Origin of the sequence: Acinetobacter sp. CIP 64.7 (assembly GCF_000369745.1) — a bacterium.
Taxonomy (GTDB): Bacteria; Pseudomonadota; Gammaproteobacteria; order Pseudomonadales; family Moraxellaceae; genus Acinetobacter; species Acinetobacter fasciculus.
In genome coordinates, this window is the sequence record NZ_KB850178.1 from 35,838 (window position 1) to 54,357 (window position 18,520).

Genomic DNA, 18,520 nt, shown 5'->3' on the forward strand with positions numbered 1-18,520 from the left:
GTTTATATCGATGACGCCACTGGAAAGCTGTTGCATCTGCGCTTTTGTGAGGCTGAAACGACCTTTGATTATGGCTTTGTTGCACAAAGATTTGAAATGCAAAGCGCCCCTAATTGAGCCAAATTTAAGGCGTAACTTGGGTAAGTGGTCGACCTAATTCCGTAAATCTGTTAAGGACTGCTACACGTGCATGGATCTCATTCACTTGGCTATCAAAACTCCTTGCACTGAGTTTATCTCCTAATAATTTGATGCAATGCATCTTAGTTTCAACCAAACTTCGCCGATGATAGCCTGACCATTTTTTCCATAGTGTCCTGCCTAAACGTTTAATTGTTCGAAGTAAGTCATTTCGCTCTAGCGAGCTACTCTTTGTATCTTTCCATGGTTTCGCATTTTTTCTAGGTGGAATCACCGCATGCGCTTGCCGATCTGCAATGACCTGACGGCATTGCTTGGTGTCATAAGCTCCATCGGTATAAACAGAGTTAATCCGCTCATCTTGTGGAATCTGATTAAGTAAATCACCAAGCACCTGTGAATCACTGACATTATTGGTTGTAAGCTGAACTGCTCGTATTTGTAGGGTTTTAGCATCTATACCAATATGAAGTTTACGCCATTGGCGACGATATTCAGGTCCATGTTTCTTGCGTTTCCATTCGCCCTCACCTAGAAACTTCATGCCTGTAGAGTCCATGAGTAGATGCAGCCCATCTCTACTTTTTTGGTAGCTGATTACAATATCAATATGCTTTTGTCTTCTACAAAGCGTACTGTACGAATATCACTGATATTCGGGGCTGCTCAGCCGCAAAGTTTAATCAGACTTTGCACAAAGCCAGTGACCATACGTAAAGACAGACGGAATAAGGATTTAATCATTAAGCAGCATTGGATGGCTGCGTCGGAGTAGGTTTGATTTCGCCCTTGTTTGCCTTTTGATGGCGCATACCATTGCGTAGCAGGATCAAACCAAATGGCAATATTTCCGCGACTCATGAGTGCTCGGTTATATGCGGGCCAATTGGTTGTGCGGTAGATTTTGTGTGTAGGCTTCTTCATTTGAAAATTATATCGCTGAAAAAGCCGTTACAGATAGGTTTGTGCAACAAAGCCCTTAGTTGAAAAAAATTTTAGATTTCATGCTCACACACCACCTAAAACAAAAAATATCTGATTGATTTTACAGGCTTTTAATTTAAGGTTTTATTCTACCCACTCGCAATATCAATGTTTAGTATCACGACTCACTAACTCATTAACTAAATATGGAGCAGTACGGCTATCTTGATTTTCTGTTATTTGTTTTGGTGTTCCTGCCACAACAATATTCCCACCAGCATTTCCAGCACCTGGTCCCACATCAATCACCCAATCTGCTTGTGCAACGGCACGCATATCATGCTCAATCATAACCACGGTATTACCCGCATCGACTAATCGCTGCAATTGAACTAACAATCGATCTACATCTGATGGATGCAAACCTGTAGTTGGCTCATCAAGTATATACAGTGTATTTCCACGCTGATTGCGTTGCAGCTCGGTCGCCAATTTAATACGTTGCGCTTCTCCACCAGATAGTTCAGTCGCTGGTTGCCCTAAACGTAAATAACCAAGGCCAATTTCCTTTAATAATTGTAGTGAACGAGCAATCGAGACCTCTCCATCAAAAAAATCACGTGCTTCATTGACGGTCATTCCTAATACTTCAGCAATATTACGTCCATTCCAGCGAATTTTCAGAGTGTCATCATTATATCGAGCACCATGACATGTCGGACAAGGGGCATATACACTTGGCATAAACAATAATTCTACACTGACAAAGCCTTCACCTTCACAAGTTTCACATCGCCCTTTAGCCACATTAAACGAAAAACGTCCAGCATCATAATGAGCTTGGCGAGCTTCAGGAGTCCCAGCAAATAACTTTCTAACATGATCAAATAAACCCGTATAAGTTGCCAGATTAGAACGTGGAGTACGGCCAATTGGTTTTTGATCAACCTGTACCAGACGCTGTATAGCCTCCACATCACCAGCCAGAGAACCCTGTGTAACCTCGGTAACCAACATTCCTTCATTTAACGGATTATTTTCATTATTGTTTTCAGTTTCAGATTCATTGCCTAAATATGAAAGTACTAACTCGGGTAAAGCTTGAGAAACGAGACTAGATTTACCTGAACCTGAAATACCTGTAACTGCTGTAAGTACACCAAGAGGTATACGAGCATCAATATTATGCAGGTTATGTCGGTAAATATTGTTAAGTTCAAGCCAACCAGAGGGTGTACGTCCATAACTTTGAGTAACTGGGATTTTATTAAATAAATAACTTGCAGTACGTGAAGCTGAAATCTCACTTAAACCCTGAGGTACTCCACTATATAAAATATTACCACCTTGCTCTCCTGCATCTGGTCCAACATCCACTAACCATTGAGCACGACGCATGAGCTCTAAATCATGCTCTACAACAAATACGGAGTTTCCAGCGTCTCTTAATTTATCGAGAGAATCATATAATGACTGACTATCTGAAGGATGTAATCCAGCAGACGGTTCATCCAGTACATAAACTACACCAAATAGCATAGAACTTAATTGTGTTGCTAAACGCAAACGTTGTAACTCTCCCGCTGAAAGAGTCGGTGTGGCTCTATCTAATGTTAGATAACCAAGACCTAACTGGCGTAATTGATTTAAACGCCCCACCACACCATTTGCTAAACGCTGGGCAGCAATTTTCTTTTCATCTGAAAGTGCTGACGTACGTCTTACATCTGGAGATACAGAATGCACTGCTCTACCTGTTGTTGCTCGTTCGGATCTATCAAGTTGGGTTACTTTATTATTAGTCTTTTCTCCAGCATCATGAGCGTCGAAATTGCCAAGAACAATGGGCTCAAGCAGGCAAGTTAACTTATCCAAAGAAAGTTGCATAAACTCACCAATATCTACTCCAGCAAAGGTAATAGATAAGGCTTCTGGTTTAAGGCGTTTACCATGACAGGAAGGGCATATTTTTCCTTCCATAAAACGTGAAACACGTTTTTTCATCAACGTACTTTGGGTATTAGCAAAAGTATGAAGGACATAGCGACGAGCACCAGTGAAAGTGCCCATATAGCTGGGTTCTAGTTTACGTTTAAGTGCAGATTGAGTCTCAGCGGGGCTTAAACCAGCATAGACAGGAACTGTTGGGGTTTCTTCAGTAAATAAAATCCAGTCTCTATCCGATTGCGGTAAATCTTTCCATGGTCGATCAACATCATACCCTAGGGTTACTAGGATATCGCGTAAGTTTTGCCCGTGCCAAGCAGGTGGCCATGATGCGATAGCTCTCTCACGAATACTGAGTGTTGGGTCAGGAACCATTGTCGATTCTGTAACTTCATAAATGTGACCTAAACCATGACAGGTAGGACAAGCACCTTGAAGAGTGTTCGGTGAAAAGTCCTCGGCATATAACATTGGCTGATCGGCAGGATATGCACCAGCACGCGAATAAATCATTCGCACGAGACTTGATAAAGTTGTTACACTTCCAACAGAAGAACGGGTATTACTTGCACCACGTTGTTGTTGCAATGCTACTGCTGGTGGTAGACCATCAATAGCATCAACATCTGGTACTCCGGCCTGATCTATTAAGCGTCTTGCATAAGGTGCAACAGATTCGAAATATCTTCTTTGTGCTTCAGCAAAAATAGTTCCAAAAGCAAGTGATGATTTTCCTGAACCCGATACACCTGAGAAAACAACAAGTGCATTTCTTGGGATAGAAACATCTACATCCTTAAGGTTATGCTCACGTGCACCTCGAACTTCAATACAATTATTAGATAAAGTAATGTTATTGTGTTCACCAAAAGAATGTATTTTCATGTTTCTACAAGCCTGTAAATTATTTTGTGTAAGTCTCATTTTTTATAAATGATCTTTTAATCGATCATCGAACTGAATCGTAAACCAATTCATTGCTAAACGCCAATTTTGAATTGGCATGGTCCATTTTTTAGCAGCATTTGAAGTTGCTAAATAAATGACCTTTTTCACTGAATCATCAGAAGAGAAGATCTTTCTCTTTTTAGTTGAATGGCGGATCACGCTATTCAATGATTCAATTGCATTTGTTGTATAAATCGCATGACGTATTTCAGCAGGATAGCTAAAGATCGTTCGGATATTTTCCCAATTTGCCCGCCAGGATTCTCCAATTTTTGGATACTGAACCGTACCGGGTTTGTCGGAGACCAACTTTCCTGCGATGAGAAGCGCATCGCTTCGCAAGGGAACATCGAGCAAAACGAGATCTACATGATTTTCATCATGCTAAGCAAATCAAACGAATTTGGAAAGAAAGTTCGGGCCGGTATGGCGTTCGTAAAGTCTGGCAACAACTGCAACGAGAAGTTATGTTATTGCGCGCTATACAGTTCTCGATTGATGCAAAATCTTGAAATACAAGGTGTATGGCGTGGTAAGAATACAGATATGGTGCTTGATGCGCTGAGTTATGTGTCGTCTTTTGAGCTTGAAGCAATGTACGATTATAAGATTAACCCGTTAGGTCAGGTGGCCTAACTTAAATAAAAGTCTCCGACAAACCCGGTACGGTTCATTGCAGATCGGCAAGGGCATGCGGTGATTCCACCTAGAAAAAATGCGAAACCATGGAAAGATACAAAGAGTAGCTCGCTAGAACGAAATGAATTACTTCGAACAGTTAAACGTTTAGGCAGGACACTATGGAAAAAATGGTCAGGCTATCATCGGCGAAGTTGGTTGAAACTAAGATGCACTGCATTAAATTATTAGGAGATAAAATCAGTGCAAGGAGTTTTGATAGCCAAGTGAATGAGATCCATGCACGTGTAGCAGTCCTTAACAGATTTACGGAATTAGGTCGACCACTTACCCAAGTTACGCCTTAAATTTGGCTCAATTAGGGGCGCTTTGCATTTCAAATCTTTGTGCAACAAAGCCGATCGAAATGATAAAGTCATAAATTGCTTTTCAAAAAAAAAGAAACTAATATGTTTCTTACAGAACCTAAAAGCAATAAATGCATCTACAATGAATAAGTCTTTACTTCAGCAAATCAAAAAAAGACGAACCCAATTGGGCTTAAAGCAAGTTGATATGCAATCCCGTACAGGCATTTCAAGACAGCAGTACCAAAAACTGGAAAGTCAGGGCAACCCTCGATTAGAGACCTTAGAAATTATAGCGGCAGGATTAAATGCTCAACTGATGCTCATCCCTGATGATAAGGTTCATTTGATCAGACAATTATTGAATGATGAAATTAAAGTCACTATTGAAGATCAGGATGACTTAATGACTAACCCATGGAAGGGTCTTCTCGGAGGAGAGGAACCATGAATACTGTTGCCGTCCTGAAATTAACATTACATCACGGTATCGTTGGATACTTGGCAGGATTTCAGAGCGGAAAAAATATTCTGGTTTTTACAGATTCTTTCCGCTCTGATCAGCAACGCCCGACCTTGAGCCTGCTGACTTCCCCCTTGTATCCTCAAGTGGATAAAATTTTAGAAAAGACCTATGTTACACATCAGCGTTTACATCCCTTGCTATCAAACTTGCTACCAGAAGGTGCATTACGCGAACTGATTGCACAAAGCCTCAAAGTACATATAGACAATGAATTTCAGTTATTGGCAGCTTTAGGTCATGATTTACCTGGAGCACTCATTGCGACTCCATTAGATCCAGAAGAAATTCCAGATGAAATAAAATTCAAATTGCAGATCTCTAATCCAGATCAGATCTTAAAGCAAGAGATCCGAACAGATAATAAGTTTTCCTTGGCCGGCGTCCAAATGAAGTTTTCCATGAAAGCCAAAGATGGGCGTTTTACACTAGTCCAGGCAACGGAATCGTCTCTACTCGGGGACTGGATTGTCAAAACTCCTTCTTCCAGACATGCTTTTGTTCCGCTAAATGAATATTCTATGATGAGCCTTGCAAAAATGGTCGGAATAGATGTCCCTGAGATTCGCTTGGTGGATATGGCACTCTTACAAGACCTTCCACCATTAAATTTACCCCAAGAGGAATATGCTTTTGCAATCAAAAGATTTGATAGACAGAATACTGCTGATACTACAGAGCTTATTCACATCGAAGACTTTGCTCAGATCTTCGGTGCATATCCACAGCAGAAATACAGCACCACAAATTATGAGCAGATAGGAAAGATCATTTATCAATTTTCAGATAACAAAATTTTTGATATTCAGCAATTTGCCAGCCGCTTACTTGTCAACATTTTGCTCGCCAATGGAGATGCACACTTAAAAAACTGGAGTATGATTTATCAGGACAAAAGAACACCAAGATTATCTCCCGCATACGATATATTGATGACTAGTGTATATGTTGAAAATGAGCGTCATTTCGCATTGAATCTTGCCAAAAATAAAGATTGGTATTTAGCTGAGATGAAACACTTTGAACAATGGGCTGAAAAAGTCGGTGTTCCATGGCGTGTTATTGAAAAACAACTTCACGCGATCATGGACAAAGCACGGTCAGTATGGCCAGTGCTATTACTAGACTTACCTATGATTCCTGCTCATAAAGAAAAATTAAGACAACATTGGAAAAAATTGCATCCAGACTTTCAGATACTTACAGATGATTAGGTTAATCTGAAACCAAACTAAAATTTCTCAAACAAGTTCATCACGTCATTTTCCGTCAGTTTCGCTTCGCCCTCATGATCGGTACTTAGAATAGACTGTGCCAGTTCTGCTTTATTTTGCTGTAAGGCAAGAATTTTTTCTTCTATGCTTTTATTGGTAATCAGCTTATACACAAATACTGGCTTGTCCTGTCCAATCCGCCATGCACGATCTGAAGCTTGATCTTCAGCAGCAGGGTTCCACCATGGATCATAGTGAATGACCGTATCTGCGGCAGTTAGATTCAGACCGACCCCTCCTGCTTTCAGACTGATTAAAAATACCGGCACTTGTCCAGACTGAAATGCTGTAATGACTTCATCTCGCTTTTTGGTCTTTCCAGTCAGCTTCACATAGCCAATTTCTGCGTGATGGAGCTGTTGCTCAATCAGTTCCAACATTGAGGTAAACTGAGAGAAGATCAGAATTTTTCGCCCCTCCTCCACCATTGGAACGACCATATCCATCAACTGTTCAAGTTTGGCAGAGTGTGCCTGCCCGGTTTTCACTGAATCCAGCTTTAGTAAGCCAGGATGGCAGCACACCTGACGTAGCTTCAGTAAGGCATCTAAAATTTGAATTTGACTACGTTTAAAGCCTTTTTCTGCCACAATTTTCTGAATGCTGGCTTGCATCGTGGCACGAACAGCCTCGTATAGCTTGGATTGCTGCTCATTCATGTCAATATTGACTTCAATCGTGGTTTTTTCAGGCAATTCCTTGGCAACGTCAGTTTTCAAGCGACGTAAAATAAAGGGTTTAATGCGGTTTACCAACTTTTGCCTTAACTGCTGATCACCGCGTTTTTCAATAGGATAGCGGTACTTTTTATTAAAGATTTCTTGTGAATATAAAAATCCCGGCATTAGAAAATAAAATAGTGCCCACAGCTCACCCAAATGATTTTCCATAGGTGTACCGGTTAGACATAGACGATGTCGCGCTGTTAATTGCCGTACTACCTGTGCAGCTTTGGCCCGCGGATTTTTAATATTCTGCGCTTCATCCAGAATGAGTTGATGATATTCATATTGCTTTAGTTGTTCTTCATCTCTCGCTAGAAGCGGATAGGTGGTTAACACAATATCATAGTGCGGAATCTGCTCAAAATTCTGATGGCGGTCGGGCCCCTGTAGCAGCAATACCTTGAGCTCAGGGGTAAATTTCTCCGCTTCTTTGAACCAGTTATGCATCAGCGATGTGGGTGCAACAATTAAGGCGGGACTGTCCTGCAAATATCCAGCCTGCTTTTCCATGAGTAAATGGGCTAAAGTTTGTGCTGTTTTCCCCAAGCCCATATCATCTGCCAGAATCCCGCCATGCTGGGTTTCCCTTAAAAACTGTAACCAGCCTAAGCCCTGCTGCTGGTATAGACGCAACTCCCCCTGAAAACCTTGTGGTGTTGGCAGTTGTTGCTGATAGCCTTGTTTGAATTTATGTACAAATTTCTGCAGGCGATCACTGACCTGCCATGTCATCCCAAGATTATGCTGCAATTCTAATAATTGACTCGCATCATAGCGATCAATACTGCGCTCTTCTTGCTGTAAAATGCTCTGCAAATGCAATAATACCGGCTTAATATCCCTAGCGGATAGCGCCAAATCAGGTTGATCAACTGCAGTTTTCACGGTGAAAATTTGACTGTCATGCAGATGAATAAAAGTCCGCGGATCAAGTAAATCAGGATTTACTCGCACCAAAGCTACGAGCGCATCAAGTAAATTATAAGAATTGCCTGCACTGTCTTGAACCGTCGCCCCGATATTGAACCAGTCCTGCTGGCCTTCAGATTCAGTGATAGAAATATTTAAATTTTCAACATATTGCAGCTTAAATGGGCTGTTTTCCAGATGCTCTATCTGCCAGCCCATCAACTCAATTTGATTGATGGGCATCAGCTGTTTGATCCAGTCTCCATAGAAAGCAAAAACCATAGAATCGAGACGTTGTTTATCCAGTTTTAATTGCTGGTCATAACTAAGATCTTTCACCCACTTCAGTGATTCGACCAATAGCTGTAAACGCTGGATTAACTGTTGTTCCTGAACTAAGTCCCGAAGCTGTCGCACCATTTTGTCATGCTGCTCACCAATGAAACTGTCACCTGATGTACCTGCTTTAATTCGCCCGCCTGCATAGGAGAATTCAATTTCAGCACAAACAGACTCTTCCCATTTCCAATCAAATTTATCTAAAACACCGAAGCGTAAAATTGGCTGGGGACTACCCTCAAGGACATCAATATGCTGAATAGACTCGGGCTGAGGCAGATTTTTCACGTCTGAATATTGATGAGTCAGTTTCTCAAACTCTGGCAAGAGCATAGATGGAAGATCAGGCATCTGTAAAAAATGGTACAGAAGATTTGCCGTATATTCACCATATAACTGGCCCACCGTGTTCTGTTGAATATCCACATAACACGGTGGCTGGCTAGCGAGAATTTGGATATGTGGATTTGATTTTAAATCGAGTCGAATATCGCCATTGACCAATTCAATATTTAAATGCTCTGTCTGTTTGTTTACACCTTGTTCCCAGATCAATTCGATGTGATAAGCCTTGTTCTGACCATTGAAGTGCAGCATAGCTCTTTTTTTGCCAGTACACATCGCCACTTTGAATAAAAGATTTAAAGTGCTCCAATGAAATTCCGGAGATATCAAGATTGCTTTGATAAAAACGCTCGTCGCTGTTTATTTTGGCGTAATAATAAATCTGGTTAAATAATTGTCGTTTTTGTTCAGGTAAAGTCAGATGCTTTCTGGTGATATTTTCATATTGGGTATAATAACTTTCCCCTGCAATTGAGCCGTTTTTATTGCGTCTGGCCTTCTGAACATCAACTGTCAATTTCTTTAAGCTGACCGACTGATCTAGCAGGTAAATTAAATAATTGTTTGTTTTGACAGATTGCTCTGGTTCAGTCTGTTGTAAATACCGTTTAAAATCATTCAACCAGCGCTGCGCCTGATCATCCCCCCATCGGCGTTTTGCGATTCCCTGCGGAGATTGAGATTCAGCATAACGCTGTTGAAATTCCTGACGATATTCTTGAAAGAATAACCGCGCTAAAGCAGCAGCATGTTTACAGTTATATCCAACTGGACAAGTGCAGTCATCATCGATTAAACGGTCTTTTTTAAGATTATAGGTAATCGCGGTATCGTAATAATCTGTCCCTTCAATTTGAGCATACATCGTGACATCATCATTTTCTTCAAAGAACTCAATTGTTTCTCTATCAATGTGTTTAGCATAGCTCAGACTGCGCTGAAGAGTTGCAGTACTAAAGCGAGATAGAAAATTGATCAATGAGGACATAATTACCAGAAACCAAAAATGTTTATACAATTATAACGGACAAAGCTGTCATTTCAGAACAGTAGTGCTCGCCAACGTATCAAAAGGAAATAAATCCATGCTCAAAAACTTAATGTTTACTACAATGGATGGGGTGAATATTGGCTTTGGGGTACATTGGTCTCCTCAACCGCAATCACAGGTCGGCCATTAATCGCCTTTGAATACAGTGCAGAAGCGATCAGTAAAGGTTTAGAACTTTCCTGCACATCAAATGGATATCATGGGTGAGGCACTGAATATTCCTCGACAAGCTCTTGTGAAACTTGGTACTCAGGAAGCGGAACTTTGTGTCCAAGAAGTCGATGAAATTATTGGCTCGATTTGTAAGGTTGCAATCCGATTCAGCAATATCGCTCATGACCTATTACCTGGACAAATTCAAGCAGAGACTCTCCAACTGATCCAAAATAGGATTGAGTATAATATTCATTTATTGCACTAAATAGCCTTCACAAAGCTTCTATGAAGGGCTTACTCTAACCGTTGTTTTATCACGGCATAAGCTACACCAGTCACCACACTTCCAATCGCAATCGCCAATAAATATTTTAATGGATAATTCATCGCATTCGGAATGATCAGTACCATTACACCGCCATGAGGAGTGACTAGTTCACATTTAAATAATGCAACCAAAGCCCCAGTTACAGCACCACCTGCGATCGCGCATGGAAGCACTCGAATCGGGTCTTTGGCAGCAAACGGAATAGCCCCTTCCGAAATGAAACATAGGCCCAGAACTACAGCAGCCTTCCCTGCATCTTGCTCAGGTTTGGCAAATTTATGCTTTGCCAGAAAAGTTGCAATTGCCATACCCAATGGCGGTACCATACCCGCAGCCATGGTAATCGCCATCGGTCCGTATGTTTGTGACGTAAGTAAGCCCACCGTAAAGGCATAAGCCGCTTTATTTATTGGCCCCCCAACATCAATACACATCATACTCCCAAGGATAATCCCCATGATCATGGCATTGGTCGTCCCCATATTGGCAAGGAAGTGTGTGAGTAATTCAAACAATTGTGCAACAGGCTGTCCAACCACATAAATCATGATTAAACCAACAGCTAAACTCGCTAATAGTGGAATAATCAAAATTGGTTTTAATGCTTCTAGGCTACTTGGGAGTTTAAGCTGTTTCGATAAAAATAACGCAATATAACCTGCAATAAAACCTGCAACTAATCCACCGAGAAAGCCTGCCTCTAATTGTGTTGCAAGTAAACCGCCAATCAAACCTGGAGTTAAACCCGGACGATCCGCAATAGAATAAGCAATGTAACCTGCCAGCATAGGTACCATAAGAGTAAATGCTGCAGCACCTATTTGCTTTAAGGATGCGGCAAAGCTTCCTTCAACAGGGTTGAGGCCAAACATAAACGAGATGGCAATGATCAAACCGCCCGCCACCACCATCGGCAGCATGAAAGACACCCCTGTTAAAAGGTGTTTATAAATTCCAGTTTTTTCTTTGTTTTCATTTTCTGTCTTAGTGGCTGTTTGCTTACCCGTTTCAAGCACTTTGGCTTCAGCAATTGCATTTGCAAAAGTCTTATCCGTTTGCTTAAGAGCAAATCCTGTACTGCAGCGATATACACGTTTGCCTACAAAGCGATCTGTATTGACCTCAATATCCGTTGCTAAGATCACGACATCTGCTTTGGCAATACTTTCTGCCGATAAAACATTTTTAGCCCCAACCGATCCTTGGGTTTCAACATCAATCTGATAACCGTACTTTACTGCACCTTGTTGTAAGGCTTCGGCCGCCATAAACGTATGCGCAACACCAGTTGGACATGCTGTAATGGCGACAAACCGTGTAACCCCTACATTGGCTGCAATAGTTTCATCTAAAGCATCTGAATGCTCAAGAACTTGTTGCAAAAGCATGATCGCATCGTGTTGTGCGTTATTCAAACCAATGACTTTCACAACCTTGTCACGCAGTTGATCCGCTTCTGCCGACTTCTGTCCTACAAAAACAACCGTATCAATAACATTTGATAAATCGAGATGCTCGACTGATGTCGCCACATTATTGGAAATACCAAGTGCTGTCGCTGCTTTGGACAGTTTTTTGGACAAAATCACTGCATTAATCGGCTGCTCGGGACTATGTGGCACAAATAAAATATGTTTTATCTCTGGCATCGTATTAACTCAATGATTGGACTGAGATTTGCGATTTCAAATCTTCAATAACAGCAAAGTCTGGAAGGGCAAACCCAATTTGGGTCACAGCATTGCTCGCAATTGCGGTTGCTGTTTTCAATGTTTCTTCTGGGGAAGTTGAACTCAACAACCCATGAATCATACCTGCCAGCAAAGAATCTCCCGCACCCACAGTACTTTGGACGGTGACCTTCGGTGCAGTAGCATGCAGGGGGTGCGTGCGGTGAAGCCAGTTCACCCCGTTTTCACCCATCGAGACCACAATATGTTCGATCTGACTATTTAAACTGGCAAAAAGATGCTGCTGTTCTGCAAACGTTTCTGCTGGCAAATGGTAAGTTTCCGTCAACTCATCTGTATTAGGCTTAATCAACCAAGGATGGGCAGCAATTGCTGCTTTCAACGCAACACCACTGGTATCTACTGCGACTTTTTTACCCGCAGACTGTAACCATAAAATCAGTGTCGAAAGCTCTTCTGCAGAAAACCCTTGTGGCAAACTGCCAGCAATCACAATCACATCAACCTCTAAAATCAGTTGAGATAAACGTTCACATAGTTGTTGTTTTGCTGAGGTATCTACAAAAAAGCCCTTGCCATTGATGTCAGTCATCTGACCAGAAGCTTCTGCAACTTTAATGTTTTGTCGTGTTTCACCTGCAACATAAATAAATTGGTTATCAAATTGCTCTTGCTGGATATGATGGTCAAAAATTTGACGGTTTTCTTGCCCCAAAAAGCCACTCACAATCAGTTCATGTCCCAAATCCTTAAGGACCTGTGCCACGTTTAAGCCTTTACCTGCTGCATGGCTTTGGGCCGTTAACTGACGATTGACCTCGCCAACTTTTAGTTGATCCAATTGCACGGTGAGGTCAATTGCAGGATTCAGAGTAATGCTTAATATCTTAGCCATTCGTAATTACTCCACCAATGCACGTACGGCAGACGCACTGTCACAACTTAAGGCTTGCTGTGCGACCTGTTTGCAATTTATATAGTTCAAACCACGAATTTGCGCCTTCACCAATGGAATACTGGTACTCGACATACTCAACTCATCCACGCCCAAGCCTATCAATACAGGCACAGCTTTTGGATCAGCAGCCAATTCACCACAAATGCCCACCCATTTACCATGCTGATGTGCTGCCCGAACAGTTTGATCAATCAATAGCAAAATACTCGGATGTAAGCCATCAGCTTCAGCAGACAACAGTGGATGACCACGGTCAATCGCCAGAGTATATTGAGTCAAGTCATTGGTTCCAATACTAAAAAAATCAACTTCTTGAGCAAGAATTGGAGCCAACAATGCTGCCGCAGGAACCTCAATCATAATACCGACTTGTAAGTTTTCACATGGATGCTGTATGCGAACCTCATCCAAAATTGCTTTTGCTGCTCGCCATTCTTCAACCCGCCCAATCATCGGAAACATAATTCTTAATGGGCGATTATCCGCTGCTTTAAGTAAAGCAACCAATTGCTGACGTAACAACTCTGGCTTACGTAAAGTCAGACGAATACCACGTAAGCCCAAGAATGGATTTTCTTCCTTTTCAATAGGCAAATACGGCAAAGGTTTGTCCCCGCCCACATCAAGTGTACGTACCACCAATGGACGACCTGCCAAAGCATCTAACACCACCCGATAATCGGCTTCCTGTGTAGCCTCATCAGGCGCACTGCTGTGTGACATAAAGACCAATTCTGTGCGTAGCAAACCAATTGCTTCTGCCCCATCGGCCACAGCCTGTATCGTAGCGCCCACTTTGCCAATATTGGCTGCGATTTCAACTTGATGTTGATCCAGTGTGATGGCAGGTTCTAAACAATGCTGTTCCGCTTGTTCTCGCAACTCACGCTGGCGTTGGCGCTCTGCAATGGCATGATCAATCTGATTTTGCTCGGGTGAGACCACATACTCCCCAGTATCCCCATTAATTAGCACGGTGGCATGGTTCTCAATATTTAAAACAGCTACACCTGCACCTACGACTGCTGGAATAGCCAGAGCACGTGCCACAATAGCACTATGGGCACTCGCTCCACCAACCGCGGTCAAAATGCCTGCAACACGATCTTTATTCAGACGCGCTACATCACTCGGGCCAACATCATGCATAATTAAGATATAAGGTTGCTCGGGTTCTGTGACATCGGCCACACCGCACAAAACAGCCAAAACTCGCTCACCAATATCCCTTAAATCAGCCGCACGCTCTGCAAGTAAACGATCGCTAAGTGCAGCCTGTGCGGTAGCAGCCACTTCAATATGATCATGCCAAGCTGCAGCAGCAGACAACCCCTGTTTTAAACCGCGTTGTACACTTTGGAGGAGGTCTGGATCATCCAGCATTTCCAAATGTGCCATGAATATCTGCTTAATGGCAGTAGATTCAGTATGTGCAATGAATTGACGTAAGCTATTTTTCACCTGATGAAGCGCAATTTCAAGCTTTTCATTCTCAGCTTTAAAACTCTGTCCGCGACGTTCATAACTAAATTCGCGTGGCTTCACCACATGAGCAGGACCAAAAGCAAGGCCAGTTGATGCCGCAATACCGCAGCTACCCGTATCGCCATGTGATTCAAAAGGCATTAATTCCAAAGTATTTACGACTGGGTCACTATTGCTGTGCTGATGAGATACAAAATCAACAGCTTCAACCTCTTCTCCTAAGCCCTGTTTAACTGCATCAATAATCTGTTCTAAGCCTGCTACAGCATCGGTATCGGGTTGTGCAATAAAAGTCAGAGTTTGACCACGACGACATCCCATGGCTAATAATTTGGTTAAACTTTTTGCCGAAACGTAAGCCCCCTCATCTACAGCAACGAGAACATCCCCTGCAAATTTCTTAGTCATATTGACCAAGTGTGTCGCGGGACGCGCATGTAGACCATGAGCATTAGCTAAGACAATACGACGAGATGGCCAATCAGGAATCAGTTCAGCACCAATTAACTGCGCCAACTGGTGACTATCTTGCTCTTGGTTGAGGGTATGAACTTGTTCAGTATCAAACAAAATATCCATTAACCGTTGAAACCGTTGCATATCCAGTTGCTCATTACTGGCAATACACACCAAAGTCTTGAGCATTTCCTGCTGATGGCTTAAAACCTGTTCCGCTTTTACCAAACTTACAGCTGGGCTCAAAACATGCTGGTTAGAAGTGATCGACCAGACCCCCTCCCCTAAATGAATCATGCTGTTTAGATTTAAACCCGACAGAAAACCACACTCCACCATTTTTTGCTGTTTCAGCAACTGTGTTGCGTGCCAAATTAAATCTTCTACATCAAGTGCGGGAACTTGAGTGGCGATTAAATTTTCATGCAATGCCAAAGATGCAGGTTGGGCTTGTAATAATGCAATAATTTGCTCTGCGGATTGAGCCTGTTTCACTTGATCAGCGACATCATTAATTAAAGCCCGCGTCAAAATTTGTAAGACTTGCAAATGCTCATCTGATTTCGCAGCAATCACTACTGCTAAATAAATTTTATTTTCACCGTCCCAAACAACTCCTTCAGGAAAGTGCGCCAGACGAATACCAGTTTTTAAAATATATTGGCGAGACTGAGGCGTCCCATGCGGAATGGCAATTCCTTGCCCTAAATACGTTGCACTTTGTTGTTCGCGCCCGGTCAACCCATGAATATAATCAGGTGTAACCAACTGGTCTTTGACCAAGATATCGACTAGACATTGCAAAGCTTGTGCTTTATCAGTGGCGTGTTGTTTCATTCGAATATGTTGTATATCTAGCGCGAGCATAAAGCGTCCTTGCAAAATAGCATAGTGAAAAGCTATGCCTTTTTACTGGAGAAAAAATAAAAGTCGAATTCTACTCAGGATTTACACAAAAATCTGTATTTTTTGATTTTATCTTCATGATCATCATTACGATTCTTGCGTACCACACCATGGGCACGTGAAAAAGTAGAAAGCTTATATTTGTACGTCTTACGCCAAAAGGCCAAACAGAAACCGTAACCTCAGGCAACACCCCTCTCATCATAAAATTATACCAGTCAGTAAAATACCCTTAGATTAAGCATATGTATGTTGGTTATTATTGTTGATTATCACAATAAATTAGTGACCAAAAATCAAAGTATCCGACCCCACCTTAAATTACGTCACACAAAATAAAAACTCTATATAACTGTTATATATAGAGTTTATTAACGTACCAATTATGTTATTTAGTGTATTTTATGTCGGTGACTCTTGCCAAGGTTGGTTTTTTTCAAAAGGAAGCTTTGTTTACCCAAATTATTCAGATAAAAATCTCTTTTTTCAAAGGAAAGTTGGCAAAGCCTTAGTAATGTGAGTAATTAAATCGCTTACTCTTTCTCTAGCTTGACCAGGCAATCCGATGTAATATCTGCAATGGTTCTTGCACCAGTCAATGTCATTGCCACACGCATTTCTTTCTCAATCAAATCTAGTAAATTACTTACCCCAGAACCGCCGGCAGCACCAAGTGCGTATACAAATGCACGACCAAGCATGCAAATATCTGCACCCATAGCCAACATACGTACCACATCAAGACCGTTACGAATCCCTGAATCTGCTAAAATTTTGATGTCACCTTTGACCGCACTTGCAATTGAAGGAAGCGCACGAGCAGAAGACAAAACACCATCAAGCTGACGACCACCGTGATTGGAGACCACAATTCCATCTGCTCCGAAACGTACCGCATCCTTGGCATCCTCAGGATCTAAAATCCCCTTAATAACCATGGGACCCTCCCAATAATCACGAATCCACTCAAGATCTTTCCAAGAAATTGAAGGGTCAAAGTTATTTCCCAGCCAACCGATATAATCTTCCAGACCTGTCGGCTTACCTAAATATTTCGAAATGTTACCCAAATCATGCGGACGACCCAATAAACCGACATTCCAAGCCCAGTGTGGGTGCATACACGATTGCATATAACGACGTATTGCAGCATTTTTACCACTCATTCCTGAATGTGCATCACGATAACGCGCACCTGGAACAGGCATATCGACTGTGAATACTAAGGTAGAACAGCCTGCGGCTTTAGCACGTTCCAAGGCATTTTTCATAAAACCACGGTCACGTAGTACATACAGTTGAAACCACATCGGACGTTGAATCGCAGGTGCCACTTCTTCAATTGGACAAACTGAAACTGTTGATAAGGTAAATGGAATGCCCTTTTTATCTGCGGCAACCGCGGCTTGAACTTCACCACGACGCGCATACATACCCGTTAGACCTACAGGTGACAATGCCACTGGCAACGCCAAATTTTCACCAAACAATTGCGTTTCTAAGCTCAGCTCAGACATGTCATTTAACACACGTTGACGTAAAGCGATTTTTGATAAATCGTCTACATTACGCTTTAAAGTATATTCCGCATAGGCACCACCATCGATGTATTCAAATAAAAATGGCGGTAAACGACGTTTCGCAGCTTCACGATAGTCATTTGCAGAAGAAATAATCATAACTTATGTCCTATTTAATCGACTCGAACGTTGACGACGAGCTTCTTCTTCATCGATCATACGTACGCGTTGAACAACAAATTCAATATGCCCACAAGCTGCCTTACGTGCAGTCTCTGAGTCTTGACGTTCAATTGCGTCCATCACCTCAAAATGCTGGTCATGCAATTGTTCAAAATGTTGTGGTGTGGTGTAAACTTTACGTCGCCCTAACATCACGTTGTCTTGCAATAAATCAAACAAACTACGCATCATTTGGATCAGCACTAGATTGTGGGATGCTTCTGCAATCGCCAGATGAAAATTCGCATCCGCTATTGCTGCGTGGGCATCATCACCTAAAGCCTGAAAATGGCTAATCTGCTCAAAACATTGACGAATATTGATCAAATCACTGGGTGTGGCACGTTGTGCGGCATACCATGCTGTACCACCTTCAAGCACCATACGAGCTTCTTGTACATCAAAACGATATTCAGGATCCTGATCCATCAAACCGGATAATGGCTCAACGATTTGATACTGTGACCAATGTGCAGGCAACTGCTTTAAATAGGTGCCTGCACCCGCTTTGCTCTGAATAATCCCTGCGGTAATCAGTTGTTGAATCGCCTCACGTAAAGAGCTACGAGACACACCTAACTGTTCACAGAGTTGGCGTTCAGCAGGCAATCGCTCTCCGACTTGCACATTATTTTTTTCAATCAACAGACGTAAACGCTGTACCACTTTGTCGGAGACTTTCATTT

The 18,520-nt window shown here is 42.1% G+C and carries 7 protein-coding genes and 9 pseudogenes; 6 read left to right on the forward strand and 10 right to left on the reverse strand.

Annotation, left to right across the window (positions count from 1 at the left end; genetic code table 11):
• Window positions 1-124 precede the first annotated feature (124 nt).
• The 3 genes and pseudogenes from F890_RS02360 to F890_RS02370 all read right to left on the reverse strand — a co-directional run.
• Window positions 125-1,065: pseudogene (locus F890_RS02360) on the reverse strand (IS5 family transposase).
• Between the two features lie 165 nt (window positions 1,066-1,230).
• Window positions 1,231-3,897: an excinuclease ABC subunit UvrA gene (locus F890_RS02365; protein ID WP_005100732.1), complete on the reverse strand. Its 2,667-nt coding sequence runs from the start codon at window positions 3,895-3,897 to the stop codon at window positions 1,231-1,233.
• Between the two features lie 42 nt (window positions 3,898-3,939).
• Window positions 3,940-4,242: pseudogene (locus F890_RS02370) on the reverse strand (transposase); the annotation flags it as partial.
• Window positions 4,243-4,304: 62 nt separating this feature from the next.
• On the opposite strand from F890_RS02370, the pseudogene F890_RS18450 reads away from it, so the two are divergent.
• From F890_RS18450 to F890_RS02390, 4 genes and pseudogenes are all read left to right on the forward strand, one after another.
• Window positions 4,305-4,500 (forward strand): annotated as a pseudogene (locus F890_RS18450) (IS3 family transposase); the annotation flags it as partial.
• A 132-nt stretch (window positions 4,501-4,632) separates the two neighbouring features.
• A pseudogene (locus tag F890_RS02380) lies at window positions 4,633-4,946 on the forward strand (transposase); the annotation flags it as partial.
• Between the two features lie 142 nt (window positions 4,947-5,088).
• Window positions 5,089-5,397, forward strand: coding sequence for a helix-turn-helix transcriptional regulator (locus tag F890_RS02385; protein WP_004282130.1), 309 nt, complete (start codon window positions 5,089-5,091; stop codon window positions 5,395-5,397).
• Entirely contained in the window at window positions 5,394-6,683 is a 1,290-nt protein-coding gene (locus F890_RS02390; RefSeq protein WP_005265643.1) for a type II toxin-antitoxin system HipA family toxin, read from the forward strand. Before F890_RS02385 ends, F890_RS02390 begins: the two co-directional genes overlap by 4 nt.
• Before the next feature lie 17 nt (window positions 6,684-6,700).
• Here F890_RS02390 and F890_RS02395 read toward each other — a convergent pair.
• Window positions 6,701-10,049, reverse strand: a pseudogene (locus tag F890_RS02395) (SNF2-related protein).
• Between the two features lie 247 nt (window positions 10,050-10,296).
• On the opposite strand from F890_RS02395, the pseudogene F890_RS02405 reads away from it, so the two are divergent.
• Window positions 10,297-10,533 (forward strand): annotated as a pseudogene (locus tag F890_RS02405) (hypothetical protein); the annotation flags it as partial.
• A 29-nt stretch (window positions 10,534-10,562) separates the two neighbouring features.
• On the opposite strand, the gene F890_RS02410 reads toward F890_RS02405, so the two are convergent.
• From F890_RS02410 to fruB, 4 genes and pseudogenes are all read right to left on the reverse strand, one after another.
• Window positions 10,563-12,245, reverse strand: a complete 1,683-nt coding sequence (locus tag F890_RS02410; protein ID WP_004282137.1) for a fructose-specific PTS transporter subunit EIIC — start codon at window positions 12,243-12,245, stop codon at window positions 10,563-10,565.
• Between the two features lie 4 nt (window positions 12,246-12,249).
• Window positions 12,250-13,182 carry a 1-phosphofructokinase gene (gene pfkB, locus F890_RS02415; RefSeq protein ID WP_004282140.1) on the reverse strand — a complete coding sequence of 311 codons (933 nt, stop codon included), beginning with the start codon at window positions 13,180-13,182 and terminating at the stop codon, window positions 12,250-12,252.
• 6 nt (window positions 13,183-13,188) lie between these two features.
• Window positions 13,189-14,838, reverse strand: a pseudogene (gene ptsP, locus F890_RS19380) (phosphoenolpyruvate--protein phosphotransferase); the annotation flags it as partial.
• Between the two features lie 86 nt (window positions 14,839-14,924).
• A pseudogene (gene fruB, locus F890_RS19385) lies at window positions 14,925-16,053 on the reverse strand (fused PTS fructose transporter subunit IIA/HPr protein); the annotation flags it as partial.
• A gap of 120 nt (window positions 16,054-16,173) precedes the next feature.
• Here fruB and F890_RS18455 point away from each other — a divergent pair.
• A pseudogene (locus F890_RS18455) lies at window positions 16,174-16,272 on the forward strand (VF530 family DNA-binding protein); the annotation flags it as partial.
• A 353-nt stretch (window positions 16,273-16,625) separates the two neighbouring features.
• Here the strand turns inward: F890_RS18455 and lldD are convergent.
• Complete coding sequence (gene lldD, locus F890_RS02425; protein WP_004282143.1) at window positions 16,626-17,771, reverse strand: FMN-dependent L-lactate dehydrogenase LldD; 1,146 nt, start codon at window positions 17,769-17,771, stop codon at window positions 16,626-16,628.
• A 3-nt stretch (window positions 17,772-17,774) separates the two neighbouring features.
• Window positions 17,775-18,518 carry a transcriptional regulator LldR gene (gene lldR, locus F890_RS02430; protein ID WP_004282146.1) on the reverse strand — a complete coding sequence of 248 codons (744 nt, stop codon included), beginning with the start codon at window positions 18,516-18,518 and terminating at the stop codon, window positions 17,775-17,777.
• Window positions 18,519-18,520 lie beyond the last annotated feature (2 nt).